General features: G+C 47.9%; 18 protein-coding genes and 10 tRNA genes. 24 read left to right on the top strand and 4 right to left on the bottom strand.

The window, feature by feature from the left end; translation table 11 throughout:
- Nucleotides 1-39: 39 nt before the first annotated feature.
- A complete protein-coding gene (locus R7V76_RS15130; RefSeq protein ID WP_318094033.1) occupies nucleotides 40-630 on the top strand; it encodes a histidine phosphatase family protein in 591 nt (196 codons plus the stop codon).
- Here the strand turns inward: R7V76_RS15130 and R7V76_RS15125 are convergent.
- Nucleotides 627-1,112, bottom strand: coding sequence for a YwpF family protein (locus tag R7V76_RS15125; RefSeq protein WP_318094031.1), 486 nt, complete (start codon nucleotides 1,110-1,112; stop codon nucleotides 627-629). The genes R7V76_RS15130 and R7V76_RS15125 overlap by 4 nt on opposite strands.
- A gap of 142 nt (nucleotides 1,113-1,254) precedes the next feature.
- Between R7V76_RS15125 and R7V76_RS15120 the strand changes: the two genes are divergently transcribed.
- Nucleotides 1,255-1,584, top strand: coding sequence for a hypothetical protein (locus R7V76_RS15120; protein WP_318094029.1), 330 nt, complete (start codon nucleotides 1,255-1,257; stop codon nucleotides 1,582-1,584).
- A gap of 20 nt (nucleotides 1,585-1,604) precedes the next feature.
- Here the strand turns inward: R7V76_RS15120 and R7V76_RS15115 are convergent, their stop codons facing one another.
- Nucleotides 1,605-3,056, bottom strand: coding sequence for a nicotinate phosphoribosyltransferase (locus tag R7V76_RS15115; protein ID WP_012371678.1), 1,452 nt, complete (start codon nucleotides 3,054-3,056; stop codon nucleotides 1,605-1,607).
- Nucleotides 3,057-3,072: 16 nt separating this feature from the next.
- Nucleotides 3,073-3,606, bottom strand: a complete 534-nt coding sequence (locus R7V76_RS15110; protein ID WP_114596590.1) for a cysteine hydrolase family protein — start codon at nucleotides 3,604-3,606, stop codon at nucleotides 3,073-3,075.
- A gap of 164 nt (nucleotides 3,607-3,770) precedes the next feature.
- Between R7V76_RS15110 and R7V76_RS15105 the strand changes: the two genes are divergently transcribed.
- Genes R7V76_RS15105 through R7V76_RS15095 form a run of 3 tightly spaced genes read left to right on the top strand, consistent with a single transcriptional unit; the run spans nucleotide 3,771 to nucleotide 4,826 of the window.
- Nucleotides 3,771-4,046, top strand: a complete 276-nt coding sequence (locus tag R7V76_RS15105) for a 4a-hydroxytetrahydrobiopterin dehydratase (protein WP_026827240.1) — start codon at nucleotides 3,771-3,773, stop codon at nucleotides 4,044-4,046.
- Nucleotides 4,036-4,530: a hypothetical protein gene (locus R7V76_RS15100; protein ID WP_012371675.1), complete on the top strand. Its 495-nt coding sequence runs from the start codon at nucleotides 4,036-4,038 to the stop codon at nucleotides 4,528-4,530. Before R7V76_RS15105 ends, R7V76_RS15100 begins: the two co-directional genes overlap by 11 nt.
- A gap of 32 nt (nucleotides 4,531-4,562) precedes the next feature.
- The gene (locus R7V76_RS15095) at nucleotides 4,563-4,826 is read left to right on the top strand and encodes a hypothetical protein (RefSeq protein ID WP_290828228.1); all 264 of its coding nucleotides are present in this window, start codon (nucleotides 4,563-4,565) and stop codon (nucleotides 4,824-4,826) included.
- A 64-nt stretch (nucleotides 4,827-4,890) separates the two neighbouring features.
- On the opposite strand, the gene R7V76_RS15090 is transcribed toward R7V76_RS15095, so the two are convergent.
- Nucleotides 4,891-5,637 carry a rhomboid family intramembrane serine protease gene (locus R7V76_RS15090; protein WP_318094024.1) on the bottom strand — a complete coding sequence of 249 codons (747 nt, stop codon included), beginning with the start codon at nucleotides 5,635-5,637 and terminating at the stop codon, nucleotides 4,891-4,893.
- Nucleotides 5,638-5,705: 68 nt separating this feature from the next.
- Between R7V76_RS15090 and acpS the strand changes: the two genes are divergently transcribed.
- The 19 genes from acpS to R7V76_RS14995 all read left to right on the top strand — a co-directional run bounded on the left by acpS (nucleotide 5,706) and on the right by R7V76_RS14995 (nucleotide 13,329).
- Entirely contained in the window at nucleotides 5,706-6,092 is a 387-nt protein-coding gene (gene acpS / locus R7V76_RS15085; RefSeq protein ID WP_290828232.1) for a holo-ACP synthase, read from the top strand.
- Nucleotides 6,064-7,137: an alanine racemase gene (gene alr, locus R7V76_RS15080; protein WP_318094020.1), complete on the top strand. Its 1,074-nt coding sequence runs from the start codon at nucleotides 6,064-6,066 to the stop codon at nucleotides 7,135-7,137. Before acpS ends, alr begins: the two co-directional genes overlap by 29 nt.
- Nucleotides 7,138-7,276: 139 nt before the next feature.
- On the top strand, nucleotides 7,277-7,501 hold the full coding sequence (locus R7V76_RS15075; protein ID WP_012371670.1) for a hypothetical protein: 225 nt from the start codon (nucleotides 7,277-7,279) through the stop codon (nucleotides 7,499-7,501).
- Between the two features lie 3 nt (nucleotides 7,502-7,504).
- The gene (locus R7V76_RS15070; protein ID WP_014971520.1) at nucleotides 7,505-7,855 is read left to right on the top strand and encodes a type II toxin-antitoxin system PemK/MazF family toxin; all 351 of its coding nucleotides are present in this window, start codon (nucleotides 7,505-7,507) and stop codon (nucleotides 7,853-7,855) included.
- 192 nt (nucleotides 7,856-8,047) lie between these two features.
- On the top strand, nucleotides 8,048-8,374 hold the full coding sequence (locus R7V76_RS15065) for an STAS domain-containing protein (RefSeq protein WP_012371668.1): 327 nt from the start codon (nucleotides 8,048-8,050) through the stop codon (nucleotides 8,372-8,374).
- Complete coding sequence (gene rsbW, locus R7V76_RS15060; RefSeq protein WP_012371667.1) at nucleotides 8,371-8,853, top strand: anti-sigma B factor RsbW; 483 nt, start codon at nucleotides 8,371-8,373, stop codon at nucleotides 8,851-8,853. The genes R7V76_RS15065 and rsbW overlap by 4 nt, the downstream gene beginning before the upstream one ends.
- Nucleotides 8,819-9,616 (top strand): RNA polymerase sigma factor SigB, encoded by a 798-nt coding sequence (sigB, locus tag R7V76_RS15055; RefSeq protein WP_012371666.1) that lies wholly within the window; start codon nucleotides 8,819-8,821, stop codon nucleotides 9,614-9,616. Before rsbW ends, sigB begins: the two co-directional genes overlap by 35 nt.
- Before the next feature lie 68 nt (nucleotides 9,617-9,684).
- Nucleotides 9,685-11,805 carry a Tex family protein gene (locus tag R7V76_RS15050; protein ID WP_318094014.1) on the top strand — a complete coding sequence of 707 codons (2,121 nt, stop codon included), beginning with the start codon at nucleotides 9,685-9,687 and terminating at the stop codon, nucleotides 11,803-11,805.
- Nucleotides 11,802-12,242, top strand: a complete 441-nt coding sequence (locus R7V76_RS15045) for a SprT family protein (protein WP_318094012.1) — start codon at nucleotides 11,802-11,804, stop codon at nucleotides 12,240-12,242. Before R7V76_RS15050 ends, R7V76_RS15045 begins: the two co-directional genes overlap by 4 nt.
- A gap of 149 nt (nucleotides 12,243-12,391) precedes the next feature.
- Nucleotides 12,392-12,466 (top strand) — tRNA-Asn (locus tag R7V76_RS15040).
- An 8-nt stretch (nucleotides 12,467-12,474) separates the two neighbouring features.
- A tRNA-Ser gene (locus R7V76_RS15035) sits at nucleotides 12,475-12,566 on the top strand.
- A 48-nt stretch (nucleotides 12,567-12,614) separates the two neighbouring features.
- Nucleotides 12,615-12,689 (top strand) — tRNA-Glu (locus R7V76_RS15030).
- Between the two features lie 4 nt (nucleotides 12,690-12,693).
- Nucleotides 12,694-12,769: transfer RNA gene (locus R7V76_RS15025), tRNA-Val, on the top strand.
- Nucleotides 12,770-12,803: 34 nt separating this feature from the next.
- Nucleotides 12,804-12,879 (top strand) — tRNA-Asp (locus tag R7V76_RS15020).
- Nucleotides 12,880-12,883: 4 nt separating this feature from the next.
- Nucleotides 12,884-12,955: transfer RNA gene (locus R7V76_RS15015), tRNA-Gln, on the top strand.
- 6 nt (nucleotides 12,956-12,961) lie between these two features.
- A tRNA-Lys gene (locus tag R7V76_RS15010) sits at nucleotides 12,962-13,037 on the top strand.
- 29 nt (nucleotides 13,038-13,066) lie between these two features.
- Nucleotides 13,067-13,152 (top strand) — tRNA-Leu (locus R7V76_RS15005).
- A gap of 4 nt (nucleotides 13,153-13,156) precedes the next feature.
- A tRNA-Arg gene (locus R7V76_RS15000) sits at nucleotides 13,157-13,233 on the top strand.
- Between the two features lie 19 nt (nucleotides 13,234-13,252).
- A tRNA-Ile gene (locus tag R7V76_RS14995) sits at nucleotides 13,253-13,329 on the top strand.
- The last annotated feature ends 143 nt before the right edge of the window (nucleotides 13,330-13,472 follow it).

Here is a 13,472-nt window from a genome sequence, read left to right as displayed (position 1 = left end):
GATACAATCAGTCATATTTCTTTTGAAGGAGACAGTGAAATGACAGAAATTTGTTTAGTGCGTCATGGTCAGACAGATTGGAATTTAAACGAACGGATTCAAGGACGGGAGGATATTCCACTGAATGAAACCGGGCGGTGGCAGGCTGAAATGAGTGCTGCGTATCTGGCGGAAGAACGATGGGACGTCTTGATTTCAAGCCCTTTATCGCGGGCAGTCGAGACGGCAGAAATCATCGGACGTTCCGTCGGACTGAACGTGGCGGAGACGGATGACCGGCTGGTCGAACGGGAATTTGGTCTGGCATCAGGTCAGCCTGTCGCCGGAATTTATGAGGCGGTCCAAGCGAACGATACCGTTCGGGTACCGGGGCTTGAAACCGAGCAGGAAATTCAACAGCGGGTATTCTCGGCCATTGAAGAACTGACAGAAAAATATCGAGGACAACGCCTGTTGATCGTCTGTCATTCGCATACGATCAAAGCGGCGTTATCCTCGATTGATGAAAGCTTCAGCTACCGGACACCGCTTAAGAATGCGTGTGCCAACTATATTCGTTTCTCTGACCGGTACGAAATCGACCGGATCAATGTCGCGGATCATATCGTGGACAAGACGAAACGTCCTTAAGAAACAGGCGGGTTTTCCTGCAGATACTGTTTAAACGTTTCTTTCGCGATACTCGTAATATGGGCACCGCGTTTCGAACGGCGGTCTTTGTACTCTTGAATCAATGCTTCGCCGGTAAAGTGATCCTCAACGACTTCGCGTAAGATGGACTCCGACAAGTCATTTTTCATCATGACCATCTTTCCTTTGAACAGATAGGAGACACCTTCGTTCAAGGGCGTCGATTCCAGCGGTGTCACAATCATTGCGGCAGGATCGTTATCCGGGCGGGAAATCGTGATTTCAATCAGGGCCCGCAGATTTTTAGTAAATAACTCGTCGATGATCGGTTGATCGTTTTCAAGGACGACAATTTCAGCGACCCACTGTGCCGTCTGATCCGTGCTGACGGTCAGTCCGTCTTTAATCGTGACGGGAATCGTCGTATCCCGACCGGATTCATCCATGAGAATTCGTAAGGTGCACAATTTAAAGGTTTTCAAGAAAACGCCTCCTTGTTGAATGAACAACAGATTTTCTTCAGTATACCGTGACCGGGCAAACGGTGGGAAAGTTTTAGCAAGGATTTTTTAGTGAACTATGTTTAAATGGAAGTAGAAATTAGAAACAGGAGGACCGTTCATTATGCCGCAAGCACTGATAGGAGTATTAGGAATCATTGGCATCATCTTACTTGCCCATAACGTCATCTCGTATTGGCATGCTGAACCAGCCGATCGTCCGACACTTGCTTATCGTATAGCGCTCCTGATTGCCTGTTTGCTTCTCATCAGTGGAAGCGACCACTTAATCAGTATTTTTTATGCGGATTCCTTGGCAGAGTTCGGTCAGCGGATTACGTATATCGTCTTTATCGGAGGTGCGCTTGGTTTCGCTTGGTACTTTCGTCAACAAATGGAACAAGCGGCAATCCAAATGACAGCTGCACCAAATGAAACAGCCCACTTCAGCTGAAGTAGGCTGTTTTTGTCTGTTTATTTAAGACCGCTGGCAGTCCGTGTATCACGAATCATATCAAGCTTCAGTTTCCAGAGACGATCGCTGAATGTGATCGCGTAGACTTCCGGCAGACGGAGACGTTTGTATTCCTCCCAGAGACGACCGATTTGCTGCTCGTGGAAATGACGGCTTTCTTCAATGGTCGGAACGGTATATACCAGCTCACCCTCAACAAAAATCGGTGTCAGCAACCGTTCGACGTTAAAGTTCTCGATGCGGTTTCGGAAGGACGGATCGCGGACGTCGATTAAATCGATTGCCTCAAGGTCAGTCGGATCCTCATCGAGTAACGTCACGTAATCCCCTTTGAACTTATTCGTGACGCGGTCGACAATCCGGTACACTTCTTTGATGTGCGGTGTCGTCGTCTTCGCTTTTGAGGAAGAGACTTTAATGACCGGAATGAGTTCGCCGTCGACTTCACGTGCGACCAGCTTGTAGACCATACCGAGTGCCGGCTGTTCGTACGCTGTGATCCCGCGTGTTCCGACGAGGAAGGTATTCGCCTGTGCCCCTTGAATCCGTAAATCTTGAATGACGTACTCATCAAGATCACCGGATAAGACGATGTCGACATCCGGGAAACCGGCTTCGTCGAGCATTGTCCGCGCCCGTTTTGATAAGTACGATAAATCACCGGAGTCAATCCGGATACCGCGCAATTTATGTCCTTTTGCTTCGAGTTCCTTCGCAACGGTAATGGCATTCGGAAGTCCGCTTTTTAACGTGTCATACGTATCGACGAGCAACGTCGCTTGATCAGGATAATATGCGGCAAATGTCCGGAACGCCGTCAATTCATCATCATGGAATTGAATGTCGGCATGCTCCATCGTTCCGCCGCACGGAATACCGAAGTCACGTCCGGCAGAAGCAAGACTTGTGACATCAAATCCGGCCAAGTACGACGCACGGGTTCCGAAGTAGGCAGCATCAATGCCCTGGGCACGACGTGCGCCGGCTTCGAGGAATTTTGCTCCCGGTGCCGATTGACGGATCCGCGCATATTTCGTAGCAATCAAGGACTCATGATTGGCGATATTCAAAATCGCAGTCTGCAGTAGTTTGGCTTCGAAAATCCGGGCTTCGATTCGCACGAGCGGTTCGTTCGGGAAAACGATTTCACCTTCTTTGACGCTTGAGATGGAACCGGAAAATTTAAAGTTTCGTAATTCATCTTTGAACTCGTCCGGGAAATCAATCATTTTTTGGAGATACGTAATGTCTTCTTCCGTAAAACGAAGGGTCTGGACGTATTCGATGATATTTTCAAGTCCGGCGAATACGACATAGCCGCCTTCGAACGGGTTTGAACGGTAATAGACATCAAAGACAGCCCGTTCATTGTGCCGTCCTTCTTTCCAATAAATATACATCCACCGCGGCAGATAAAGGTCAGTATGAAGTGCAAGATTACGTTGTAACATGAAGACAGATCCCTTCTTATTCGCCGACGACATCTGCGCCGATCGATTGTTTGAAATGTGTAAGTGCCCAGTCGTGACCAGCCGCATTGAAACTTGCGACGGCGTCGGCATGGACGACGATTTTATATCCCAGATTGTAGGCATCGACTGCTGTATGCAGGACACAGATGTCCGTGCAGACTCCGACGAGATGGACTTCCTGAATCGAACGTTCGCGTAACCGTAAATCAAGATCCGTCCCGGCAAAAGCACTGTAACGTGTTTTATCGATGACATGATCTGCGACACGTGCCATTTCGGCTACTTGTCCAAAAAGATCCCGGCCGTGCGTGCCCCGGATGTTGTGGGGTGGGAAGAGGACGGTTTCCGGATGGAACGTGTCTCCTTCTTCATGGATATCGTTTGCGATGACGACGTAATCCTCAGATGAGAACTCATCCATCAGTGAAGCGATGCGTCCTTCAATGGCCTGTCCTGGTTTTCCGCACGTCAACTTTCCTTCATCGGCTACAAAATCAACCGTATAGTCAATCACGATTAGCGCACGCATGAGCGTCTGCCCCTTTCTTTTTTGGGAGATAGTGTTCTCCTTCACATTGTACTCTATCTGTGCCGGAAGACAAAAGGAAGAAATCCATCCGTTGGAGGTATAAGAAACCGGAAAAGTAGGGTATAAGGTATAGGACGAAAATAATGGTGGAGGAGGAAAATGGCATGAAAAGGTTGAATGAGTACGAAGTGGAAGAACGTCTAGAAGGATTGGCAGAATGGCGTGTCGTCGATGACGAAATCGTCCGTGTCTATACACTGGATTCATTCCCGGCAGCACTTGATTTTGTACAGGAGGTTGGTTCGATAGCGGAACATCTCAACCATCATCCGAGAATCATCATTGACTATAAGAACGTTACGCTTGCTGCGACGACCCACGATTCAGGCGGTCTGACTAGCAAAGACTTCGAACTCGCGGAGGCCTGTGATGCCATCTAAACTTTCCATAACATTCGGTAGCGGCAGTTTTGTTGATCAAATTCGATCGCGTGATCCTCAAATCCGGGCGGCAAGCGGAAGCGGGGAAGCTCTTTTGTTTATCGAAACAGAAGGGAAGTCACCGTTCCAAAGCGGCAACACGTATACGTTGCTCGAAACACGGGGTAATTTTGATGAACAAGGCAGTCTATTTTATTGGTCGATTCCGGCAGATCAGAACAGCGGTGATCTATTTGTTCACCATGTCATGTCGGATCCGAAAGTACTGGGAGCCGAATACGACAGTTTTCAAGCCGTCCGGATTGCCCGTGTCGAACGGGGAACGGATTTGGTCCTGTTGATTCAGTTCAACAATGACGGGGATGCTTCGCGTTATGCGAAATCAGTTGAACGACTGACCGTCGACCAGTATGCTGAAGAGGCAGGGAAGTCGTTTTCGCCTTCCCCGGTCATGAAACGGTATCAGCTTTTACAACCGCTGTAATCACAGTTAAATTAGTCTAGGGGGAAAAACAGATGAAGAAGAATTACTTTTTAGCAGCAACGCTTGGTGGAGCACTTGTAGGTGCGACTTTATCAATGCTTCATAAAGATACACGTCAATCGCAACTGGCTGCGTTTAAACGCACATTCGGCGGAGCGGGGACACAACTTTCAGCCGTCAAACAGGATCCGAAAGGCCGTTTTGAAGAACTTCGTGCCTTATATACAGATAACCAGGAAACGATCCACAACTTGATCGATGATATTAAAGATCTTGCGGAATCATTACGTAAATAAGGAAATATAAAAAGGAGCCCGTCTGAATTCTGAAATTCAGACGGGCTCCTTTTTGGATTGTGTTTCAAATGAACCGGGCCAGCAGACCGAACACGGCGAAGGCGACGATGACATAAAAGACGATCCGTCCGAGTTGTCCGGAACCGCTCGTATGAATGATGTGACCGCCTGATGCAGGACGTCTTCCGGTATTGAACGGACGTGTAAACGGCACTGTTCCTTTTCCGAAGATGAATCCGGCGAGGAATCCGAGCACAAACCCGTACAGATGTCCAAAGACGGACACGTTTGATCCGAGCAACGTGAAGATCGCGGTGATGGCACTGAAGATATACACGAGACGCGCGTCATCAGCTGAGATGACAGTCCGTTTGAACCGACCGAGATAGACGTAAAAACCAAGCAGTCCTAAAATCGCGCCCGAAGCCCCCGCTTGACCGTAAAACGGTTCATTGATTTTCGTAAAATACGTCAAGACGTTGGCGAGCGTTCCGACTAAAAGATAGAAGGAAGCAAACTTCGCGTGACCGATCATCCGTTCCAAGGCAGGTGCGAAAATGATTAAGGCGAACGTGTTGAAGGCGATATGCCAAAAATCATAATGCAGGAATGTCGCGGTTACGACACGCCACCATTCCCCGTTCCCGATGAACAGGTTGATGGCTGCCCCGTAATTGAGCGGCGAAAAGCCAAAGTTGAAAAAGGCGTTTAACTGTTCGATGACAAACAGGGCAACTTGGATTAAAATGAACAACGAAACGACCGGATAAGAACGTGTGAACGTTTGTAAGTTTTCCGTTCGACTAAACATGACAACACCTCGCTTCATCTTCATTCTATATGAAGATGGCGAAGAATAGAACTGTGGAGGCGTCAAGAATGATTTTCGGAATAGGACTCGATCTCGTAGAACTGGAACAAATCCGACAGACGCTCGAGCGTCAGCCGCGAATCGTTAAACGGGTGTTAACGGCAGAAGAACAGAATCGTTTTTACACGTTGTCTGATAAGCGGCAACTGGAGTATCTCGCAGGAAGATTCGCGGCAAAGGAAGCGTTTGTCAAAGCATTCGGGACCGGCATCGGTGCCGAAGTATCCTGGCTGGATCTCGAAGTGTTGAACGAAGCATCGGGGCGACCGGTCATGACCGGTCCGTTTGAAGGGACGATTCACCTTTCCATTACCCATTCCGACCATTATGTGGCTGCGCAAGTCTTATTAGAAAAGAGGAGTTCAGATGTATCGACCAACTTGGATAGAAATTGACCGCGAAGCCATCGCGCACAATGTACGGGAAATCAAGACCCGGATCGGTCATCAAACGATGATGGCGGTCGTGAAGGCGGACGGATACGGGCATGGTGCCGTGACGGTCGCGGAAATTGCTTTAGCCAACGGGGCAGATTTATTGGCCGTTGCCTTGCTTGAAGAAGCCATCGAATTACGGGAAGCCGGAATTCAGGCACCGATTTTAATGCTTGAAACGCTTTTGGCGGAACATGCACCAATCGCCTCGAACTACGACGTCGCTGTGCCGGTATTTTCAGCCGACTGGTTGCGGGAAGCAAAACAACATTTAACGGATGTCGATCATTTACGACTTCACATCAAGGTCGACAGCGGAATGGGACGCCTGGGACTGCAGACACCGGAAGAGTTGGACGCCGTCTTACAAGAGCTGGATTCGGATGTAATGGAACTCGAAGGAATCTATACGCATTTCGCGACAGCGGATGAACTGACAAGCCGGTTGTTTGAAGAACAACAGACCGTTTTCCTGCGTTTCGTCGAACGTGTGCCGGATATTCGGTACATCCATGCGGCCAACTCAGCGGGCGCCATCCGTTTAATCGGGCAAGACCCGTTTAATGTCGTCCGGATCGGGATTGCCTTATACGGGGCGATGCCGTCAGACGAAATGATTCCATATTACGAATTCTTACGACCGGCGTTCACGCTGAAAAGTCGTCTGATGCAGGTCAAGCAGGTTGAACCCGGTCAAACGATCAGTTACGGCGCGACGTATACGGCGCCGACAGATGAGTGGATCGGCACGGTTCCGATCGGATACGCCGACGGCTGGTCCCGCAAGTTCCAGGGGTATTCATTACTTGTCGACGGTTATCCGTGTGAAATCGTTGGTCGGGTCTGTATGGACCGGTTGATGATCCGCCTGCCGCGCGATTATCCGGTTGGAACGGAAGTCACGTTGATCGGACAAGGGGTACCGATCGATGAAGCGGCTCACTGGCTGGGGACGATCAATTACGAAGTACTGTGTCAGTTTTCGAAGCGAGTTCCGCGCGTCTAGTTTTTGAAAAGACATCAATATGATGGTAAAAAAATGTTATTTGTTTGAATTTTGATTGTATTTTCTGAATTTGACTGATATATTGAAGTGGAAGTGAGTCGTTCGTTAAGGTTTCAGTGAATCTGGAGGTGCCATTATCTTGGTCCAACAACGGGAAAAGCAATTTGTTGAACGAAATGTAGCGAAGGAGACGATTGGGATGAAGTCGAACCATACGACCGAAGAACGCAAGCGTCAGCTACGTGAGGAATTGAAACGTGGTTACGAAGAAATGGCAGCGATCAATTTATCAATCGTTGGCGAAATGTTCCAGATTGAAACGGAGGCGGAGTTCTCGCTCCTACGTCAAGTAAGCGGGGTGTAAGCTTTGATAGTCAAACGTGGCGACGTGTTTTATGCAAATTTGTCACCTGTGGTCGGATCGGAACAAGGAGGCGTTCGTCCTGTCCTTGTCCTACAAAATGATATTGGTAACCGATTCAGCCCAACTGTAATCGTGGCTGCGATCACGGCACAGATCGACAAAGCCAAACTACCGACCCATGTGGAAGTATATCGAGAGCGACACGGATTAGAACGTGATTCGGTCATCCTACTTGAGCAGGTCCGTACAATTGACAAACGCCGTCTAACGGATAAAGTCACGCACCTAGATCCAGACACGATGATGAAAGTAAATAGTGCCGTCGCGATCAGCCTAGGCTTGATTGATTTTTAGGCACTTACATATAACAGCGAGAAGAGTCGATACATCTGTATACGACTTTTTTTGAACATTTTTTTAAATTTTGGTTTAAAGATATTCAAATGCGGGAATTACTTCAGGGTGACCTTTTATTTAAGATGACAAATGATAGAGATACAGAGAGAAAAAACACATAGCAGATTTTCCTTGAGGAGGAACTTGAAGATGGATTTAACAATCAAAACAGAACAATTAGATGGTCAGACGCATCTCTATATCGCAGGAGAGATTGATACGTATACAGCACCAAAACTTCGTCAGGAACTTGTACCCGCAGTCGAAACAAATGATGTTGTCGTACACCTGGACGAAATTCATTATATGGATTCAACAGGCCTTGGTGTATTTGTCGGGGCACTTAAAGCATCAAAGAAAAACGGCACATCGTTTACACTGGTCGGCGTTTCTGAACGGATCCGCCGTTTGTTCGAAATCACAGGTCTTTCAAGCATCATTACAATCGATAGTGGTGTACGAGGTGGGACACAATGAAGAACGAACAACTTGAAATGACACTTCCGGCAAAACCGGAATACGTTGCGATTGCTCGATTGACAGTTTCAGGTGTCGCGAATCGGATGGGTTACACGTACGACGATATCGAAGACATCAAAATTGCGGTCTCTGAAGCATGTGCGAATGCAGTTCAACATGCATACGAAGGAGAACAGGACGGATCAATGGCTTTAACGTGTAACGTCTATCCGGACGATCGTCTTGAAATCATTGTAAAAGACAATGGTGTGACTTTTGATAAAGACAGCGTGAAGCGTCAAAGTGAACCAATTACGGAATCTCATGATTTAGACTCTCTGCACGAGGGGGGACTAGGGATCTTAATGATCGAAGCACTCATGGATCAAGTCACGATCGAGAAAGCAAACGGCGTCACTGTCCATATGACAAAATATATGAATAGAGATGAGGTGGGTCAAAGTGCCAGCAAAGTCTCAACAACGCCATCACAGTGATGATGAAGTCCTTCGTCTAATTGACCTGTATCAACAAGATGATCAAGATGAAGAAGTTCATGCTGCTTTACTTGCTCGGTATTCCGACCTCGTTGAGGCGCTTGCACGTAAGTTCTCACGCGGCCGTCCGATTCATGATGACCTCGTTCAAGTCGGGATGATTGGTTTGCTTGCCGCCCTCCGTCGTTTTGATAAAGAATTTGGCCGGAGTTTTGAATCCTTTGCCGTTCCGACCATCATCGGTGAAATCAAGCGGTTTATCCGTGATAAGACATGGAGCGTTCACGTCCCGCGTCGAATCAAGGAACTCGGACCGAAAATCAAGAAAGCCGTCGAAGAACTGACAACAGAACTGCAACGTTCACCGCGTATCGATGAAATTGCCGCTCGGTTGGAAGTATCGGAAGAGGAAGTTCTTGAAACACTTGAGATGGGTAAAAGTTATCAGGCCTTATCTGTTGATAGTTCAATTGAAGCAGATCAGGAAGGTAGTACGGTCACGTTACTGGATCTCGTCGGTAACCAGGAAAACGGATATGATTCGGTGGATCAAAAGCTGATTCTTGAAAAAGCATTTGCTGTTTTGACGGACCGCGAACGTTCGATTTTAGAATGTGCGTACTACCGGAACATGAGTCAAAAGGAAACAGGAGAACTTCTTGGTATTTCGCAAATGCATGTGTCGCGTCTTCAGCGGCGTGCGTTGCAGAAATTGCGGGAAGCGATCAAAGTAGAACCGAACGAAGTATTTTCGAAAGACTGATGCAAAAGCATCGGTCTTTTTTTTGTGTCCTGTTGATTCTTCGGTATAATGAAACAGAGGTGAGGAAAATGGAGAAGAGAATCGCAACAGAATTGAACATCAGACCGGCGCAAGTCAAAGCTGTCTTACAATTGACGGAAGACGGGGGAACGATTCCGTTTATCGCGAGATACCGTAAAGAGCAAACGGGTGAACTCGATGAGGTCGAAATCAAAGCGATCCTCGACCGCCATAAAAGCATCACACAACTGGAAACGAAGCGGGAAGATGTTCTGCGGAAAATCGAAGAACAAGGTGTCTTGACGCCTGATTTGAAACAAAGTTTGAATGAAGCAACGACGTTACAGCAAATCGAAGACCTGTACTTACCGTTTCGTCCAAAACGGAGAACAAAAGCCGAGATTGCCCGTGAAGCCGGATTGACACCATTCGCCGACTTTTTGCGGTCACCGAAATCATACGATGAACAACAATTTCATCAGTACGTCGCGGCACATGGTGAAGGAGAAGCGGTTGCGGGAGCACAAGCCATCATTGCTGAAGAGTGGGGCGAACAGGCAAGTGTCCGCGAACATATCCGAAAGACGGCTTACCGGTTTGCGGATATCGTCACGAAACTAAAAAAAGACGCAGTCGATGAAAAACGTGTCTTTGCCCAGTATTACGAGTACAGTGAACGGATCCGGCAAATCGTGCCACACCGGATTTTGGCAATTAATCGTGCCGAGTCATTAAAAATCGTGTCTGTCAAAATCGTTCTGGAAGAACAACACGTTTTACCGTACTTATTACGACCGTTCAGCCGCTTGCCAGAGCAAAAACGCCGCTTGGTCGAGGAAGCTGTTCAAACGGGATATAAAAAATCGGTTTTCCCGGCGATCGAGCGGGAACTTCGGAATGAGTTGACCGACAAGGCGGAAAATCAGGCGATTGAAGTGTTCGGAAAAAACTTACGACAACTCTACATGCAACCGCCGATGAAAGGAAAAGTCATGTTAGGTCTTGATCCTGCCTACCGGACGGGATGCAAGTGGGCCGTGATTGATCCAACGGGGGAAATGAAGGAAGTCGGCGTCGTTTATCTCACGATGTCGGAACAAAAAGCACAAGAGGCACGTCAAGTCTTAACAAAACTGGTAAAACGGTACGGGATTGAATTAATTGCAATTGGAAACGGGACAGCTTCCCGTGAGACGGAATCTTTTGTCGCCGATTGGATCAAAGGACATGATCAAATTGCCTTTACGATTGTGGATGAGGCGGGAGCGAGTATTTATTCAGCATCGGAAATTGCCCGCACCGAGTTTCCTGATTTACAAGTCGAGCAACGGTCCGCCATCTCGATCGCCCGGCGTCTGCAGGATCCGTTGGCGGAACTTGTCAAAGTGGACCCGCAATCCGTTGGTGTCGGACAGTACCAACATGATGTCACACAGGCGAAGTTAAAAGAGACGCTCGATTTCGTCGTCGAGACGGTTGTAAACCAGGTCGGTGTTGACGTCAATACGGCCTCGGAGTCATTACTCGGTTACGTCGCCGGGATTACGAAAGCGACAGCTAAAAAGATTGTCGAACGCCGCTCGGAACTCGGGGCCTTTGAATCCCGGAAAGAATTGTTGAAAGTTCCGCGTTTAGGAGCGAAAGCATATGAACAGGCAGCCGGTTTCTTACGTATCCCGGAAGGCAGTCATCCGCTTGACCGGACACCGATTCACCCGGAACAGTATAAAACCGTGGAATCCTTGTTTAAGCAACTGGATTTGTCGTTGCAAAGCGTTGGAACGGACAGCTTACGGACTCGACTCGGAGAGTTATCCGTACCGGACACAGCTCGATTGCTTGAAGTCGGTGAACCGACACTACGGGATATTATCGAAGCATTGCAACGCCCGGAACGTGATCCGCGGGAAGCACTCGATAAGCCGTTACTGCGGCAGGATGTTTTATCCCTTGATATGATTCAAGTTGGGATGGAATTTCAGGGGACGGTCCGAAATGTACTCGACTTCGGTGCCTTCGTAGATATCGGTGTGAAAGAAAGTGGTCTTGTTCATATTTCGAAACTCAGTAAAAAACGGGTCAAACATCCACTCGATGTCATTGCCGTCGGCGATATCGTGACTGTTTGGGTGACAAGTATCGAACCGGAGCGCGGACGAATCGGTCTGACGATGGTCAGTCCGTCATGACGAACGAAGAGTTGCAGCAATACGTCGAGCAACTCTCGCTCGACGTGTTTGCTTTACCGTTTAGACATACTGCACTTTTTAACGACCGCTTACGGACGACAGGAGGTCGTTATTTTCTGACCGATCATCATTTGGATTTCAATCGGAGTCATTTGGCGGACCTGAATATCTTCCGTGGAATCGTCATTCATGAACTGTGCCACTATCATTTACACCTGCGTGGAATGGGGCATCGGCATCAAGATCAGGATTTTAAAGAGTGGTTGCGACGATACGGTGGGCTGCGCTACAGTCCGCGTCTAGAAGAAATAGAAAAAAAGAATCATCTGTATGAGTGTGAGAAATGCGGGACATTGTATAGAAGGAAAAGAAAGATGAATCCGGAGCGATACCGTTGCGGAAGATGTCGTGGAAAGATTTTTTACAAAAGTAGTTGACGTTCATTTCGGAGCATGATAAATTATAGAAGTCGTCAAAACGACCGCAACTAAACAACTTCTCGTCACTAAAAACTTTTTTAAAAAAGCATTGACGAAGAGAAAGAAAGTTGCTAATATAGAAAAGTGTTCTGAAACGAACGTCACGTTCCGCAATAGCTCAGTGGTAGAGCAACCGGCTGTTAACCGGTAGGTCGTAGGTTCAAATCCTACTTGCGGAGCCATTATCTTTGGAGATGTACCCAAGTGGCTATAAGGGGCGCCCCTGCTAAGGGTGTAGGCCGGGAAACTGGTGCGAGGGTTCGAATCCCTCCATCTCCGCCAGACCTCTTATGTGAATTTGTTACTTGAGAATAATTATTGTTTTAAAATGGCCCGTTGGTCAAGCGGTTAAGACACCGCCCTTTCACGGCGGTATCACGGGTTCGATTCCCGTACGGGTCACCATTTTGGAGGATTAGCTCAGCTGGGAGAGCATCTGCCTTACAAGCAGAGGGTCGGCGGTTCGATCCCGTCATCCTCCACCATTTTTAATTTCATACTTAAGTTTCACAAAAATGTGGTCCTGTGGTGTAGCGGTTAACATGCCTGCCTGTCACGCAGGAGATCGCGGGTTCGAATCCCGTCAGGACCGCCATTTTTGGGCTGTGGCCAAGTGGTAAGGCACTGGATTTTGATTCCAGCATGCGAAGGTTCGATCCCTTCCAGCCCAGTTTTTCGTGTCATTAGCTCAGTTGGTAGAGCATCTGACTTTTAATCAGAGGGTCGCAGGTTCGAATCCTGCATGACACACCATTTTATTTTTAATTCCTAATTTTATATTTGCGGTCGTGGCGGAATGGTAGACGCGCTAGGTTGAGGGCCTAGTGGTGGCAACACTGTGGAGGTTCAAGTCCTCTCGACCGCACCATATCGCACCCTTAGCTCAGCTGGATAGAGTACTTGACTACGAATCAAGGGGTCGGGAGTTCGAATCTCTCAGGGTGCACCATATTTTGTTTGCTTTTGACGGGCCTATAGCTCAGCTGGTTAGAGCGCACGCCTGATAAGCGTGAGGTCGGTGGTTCGAGTCCACTTAGGCCCACCATTTTCAAAACAAACGATGACGAACTTTGAAAACTGAACGATGAGGCAAAAAACGTATCTTCGGATACAAACAATGAATGAAGCGCAAGCTTCGTCAACGTGACATCTAGTCACAAAAACGAGCAAGTCAAACACTTTATGGAG

The sequence above is a fragment of the Exiguobacterium artemiae genome (assembly GCF_033342815.1).
GTDB classification, from domain to species: domain Bacteria; phylum Bacillota; class Bacilli; order Exiguobacteriales; family Exiguobacteriaceae; genus Exiguobacterium_A; species Exiguobacterium_A artemiae_A.
Note: the sequence above shows the minus strand (reverse complement) of the source record. Positions and strands in the feature narration are given on the sequence as shown.